This is a genomic window from Vibrio sp. CUB2, from assembly GCF_001557945.1.
In the GTDB taxonomy this organism is placed as follows: domain Bacteria; phylum Pseudomonadota; class Gammaproteobacteria; order Enterobacterales; family Vibrionaceae; genus Vibrio; species Vibrio owensii.
In genome coordinates this window covers 1-2,873 of the sequence record NZ_LNRB01000050.1, presented here as the reverse complement: position 1 = coordinate 2,873, position 2,873 = coordinate 1, and the positions used below count along the sequence as shown (strand labels likewise).

Annotated in this window: 2 protein-coding genes; both read right to left on the bottom strand. The window is 41.5% G+C overall.

The window, feature by feature from the left end; genetic code table 11:
• Nucleotides 1-605 precede the first annotated feature (605 nt).
• Entirely contained in the window at nucleotides 606-2,081 is a 1,476-nt protein-coding gene (locus ATB78_RS27660; RefSeq protein ID WP_061011144.1) for a lytic polysaccharide monooxygenase, read from the bottom strand.
• A 499-nt stretch (nucleotides 2,082-2,580) separates the two neighbouring features.
• Nucleotides 2,581-2,873: DUF1330 domain-containing protein (locus tag ATB78_RS27655; protein ID WP_155647889.1), on the bottom strand; the 293-nt coding region annotated here is incomplete at its 5' end.

The following is a 2,873-nucleotide window of genomic DNA, read 5'->3' as shown; positions in this document are numbered from 1 at the left end:
TGGCAATACCGCAGAGAATGTCCTGCAATCAATCGACTGCTCGCTGGTTGCTTTAAAACCTGAAGGCTTTATCTCTCCCTTGGCGTAAAAATGAAAAAAGCCCGCCTCTCATATCAAGAAGCGGGCCTGCATACGAAGCATTGATGCACAAATGTACTATCCACGATATAGAATGGTGAAAGTTAAAAGCGACATGCAGCGCTGTTAACGAGTCAGATAATACTGGCTTCGTTTAGTGAAAAAGAGGCAGTCTGAAGATGCGTTTTGAAATGTTTGCCTAGCCTAAATGCAAAAAAAAAAAAAGCCCTCACTTCCATGGGGCTTCAAGCACTAATTTCGCATTATAGTCATTATTAGGTGAGGTCAAACTATAGGAGGTATTGTTAACGCTCAACGCAGATACTAACCAATATAATGTGATAAAAATAAGCATGTTAACACGACACTTTTTTTAACTTGCCCATTGAGAAATGTGACTTATCTATGACTCAAACCCAATATGAGATACCTATGAAAAAGCCATCGCTCTATCAAAAAGAACGATGGCTTTGATGCTTGCCAGAGCCAACTCCATTTGGCCTAAGATTCTAAACTAACTGTTGAGACTAGTTCGCTGGACGCCAAACGCCCCATTGGTCTTTTTGGTATGTCGCTTGTGGATTGTCACCACCTTGAATCCACCACTGAGCTTTCCAGTTTTGGTCAGCATAAGATACTACTTCACCACCTAGGTAAGATTTTGCGGCATCCCACGCATCATCACTTGGATCTGGCGTTGGTTCTGGATCAGGAGTTGGCTCAGGATCGACACCGTTATCTTGCGCAATGACTTCAAATGTGAAGGTTTCTGCGCGCTCGCTGTTCACTGCATTCGCAACAAACGAAAGTGTTTCGTTTTGTGTGATTGCTGTTGTATCAACAACGATAGACGCCGTGCCATTGTTTTGGATAGTCACTGCTGAGCCTTGAGTTTGGGTCAGGTTCGCGGCTTCGCTAGCTGCAATAACCACTTTATCGCCAGCATTTACAACCTTGTCACTCTTAACCAGCTCGTAGATATCGCCTGTTAGCGGCTCCACACCACCTTCGTCACCATCGATAACCGAAATTTGGCCTGATGCACGAGCATCTTTCGAGTTAAAGAAGTTACGTGAAGGATCGTTCTGGAAGTACATGTAGTGTGACATTTCTTCATGCCAATCACCGATGAAGACTGCGCCATCTTTGAACTCTGCGTGCCAACCGTTGATTTCAGAAGCCAGTAGACGTTCCCAATCCTTGATGTTTGATGCATTCACTTCAATATCAAAGCTACGTGCCACTTCACCATACTTGTTGATGATGTCGTATTTAACTGTATCGCCTAGATCTGGGTCGACAAAATCAACAGGAATGTATAGGTCACCTTTCACTAGATCTGGTTGAGGCGTTGGCTCTGGTGGAGGCGTTTCACCGCCCACAATAGTGATGTCAGAACAGTTGTAGAAGCCTTCACCCGCAGCATCATCACGCTGCCAGCGAACAAAAAGAATCGCATCACCAGAACGATCTGAAGGAATTGTCACGTTCATGCGGTACTTACCACCGCTTACCGGTATATTGCCTTCCGTTTGGATCAACTCTAAGTCGCTCCATGCCAGTGCTTTACTAAGATCTGCATTTGGCTTGGTTAGGTAAAATTCCCAGAATGATGGGTTGTGAGGCGCTGTCGCGTTAAACACAAACTCAAATGCGCCAGTGTTAAGCTCTGTACGCGTCCAAGCTGTATGTGGCGCACCCATACCCTGTTTCTGAGGGTCATTTGCGTAACACAATGTGCCATCAGGGATGGCTGCTTTTACAGCCGCCATGTTGTTGAAATCCGTAATGTTCTTAGCGTATTCACTACGCTGAACAAAAGGATATGTTCCAGAAATATCTTTTGCTTGAGCACAAGCTGCGTTTGGTGGGTTTCCAGACCAAATGCCGCCTTGTTCATAACAGGTGTTTTGACGAGCGCTCGGAAACTCTGACCAACCGTGCGCATGTGCCGCTGTAGGTAGGCCAGATAACATTGCCATACCCACTACTGCTTTTAACATGTTTTTATTTGCTTTCACTTTTTTACTCTCTACCGTTTATTGTACAAAATAGCTTCAACCGATATTTTATAACCGCTGTTACTTATTGCCTGTTTATAGTTTTAATCAGGAAACAGTAAAAAATAATACACGTAAGTTCTATTAATGAAAGTTCGAAGATTATCGATATGAACAAACATCACAATTTTAAATAAAACGACAATTTCAGAACATACTGACAAAAAACTAACAAATAACAATATTTACAATCACTTAAATCATTATCGCAAAAGAAATTCAGCATAAAATTAGAGCAAATAGTTTAATAAAAAACACCATTTATAAACATTAAATATAATTGATTATTTTGTGACTCAGTTTCCAAGAATGATGATGTGAATAATTAGAGATTAATAAATAAACGAACGCTAATATTTTCTGAAAAAATACCAACCATTAATTCATTATAAATTTAATATAATATCAATATTAGCGCTGTCTATTTGCTCTACTTGCTTATTTAAACAGCAGGTACAGGGATAATTTTCAGATCTCTCATCGCTTTTTCGTCACGCAGTTTTTTCAGTGGTGCGTATTCAGGAGAGTCATGCCACGCTTGTGCCGCTTCCAAAGATGGCCAGTGTTGAATGACACAAACATCTGCCCCCACATCGCCATGTAATGTCGTTGGTGATTTGTTGATCGCAATCGTCTGACCACCATAGATTTGAGTGGTTTCAGAAACACGCTCAGCATACTCATTGAAAGCTTCCATATCCTGAATTTTAAACTGTATATAAAGGTAAGTTGGTG

What these genes read in the sequence shown, in the direction of transcription:
- ATB78_RS27660 (WP_061011144.1), bottom strand. Translation starts at nt 2,081, where the DNA reads ATGTTAAAAGCAGTAGTGGGTATGGCAATGTTATCTGGCCTACCTACA.